The 456-nt window shown below is 56.8% G+C and carries 1 protein-coding gene; it reads left to right on the top strand.

What is annotated here, in order from left to right:
- Positions 1–456: AMP-binding protein (locus ACL9RM_RS26520; protein ID WP_414126704.1), on the top strand; the 456-nt coding region annotated here is incomplete at both ends.

The raw sequence follows: 456 nt of genomic DNA, 5'->3' as shown, positions 1-456 counted from the left end.
CTGTACATCGGGGATGCCACGGATGTGGAACCTATCAATGAGCCGCAGGATCTGGCGTATGTGATCTATACGTCCGGGACAACGGGACGCCCGAAAGGGGTCATGATCGAGCATCGCAGCTTGGTAAACACAGCCGCGGCCTACCGCCGGGATTACCGTTTGAACCAGTTCCCGGTACGATTGCTGCAACTGGCGAGCTTCTCCTTCGACGTGTTCGTCGGCGATATGGCGCGGACGCTCTATAACGGTGGCACGATGGTCATCTGCCCGAAAGACGACCGGATTGACCCAAGCCGTCTGTACGGCTGGATTCGCGACTATCAGATTACGGTGTTCGAATCGACTCCGGCCCTGATCGTACCATTCATGCAGCATGTGCATGAACAGGGACTGGACATGAGCAGTCTGGAACTGCTGATCACCAGCTCGGATAGCTGCAGTGTGACAGACTACCGG

It is taken from the genome of Paenibacillus sp. S29 (assembly GCF_049319765.1).
In the GTDB taxonomy this organism is placed as follows: Bacteria; Bacillota; Bacilli; order Paenibacillales; family Paenibacillaceae; genus Paenibacillus; species Paenibacillus polymyxa_B.
Note: the sequence above shows the minus strand (reverse complement) of the source record. Positions and strands in the feature narration are given on the sequence as shown.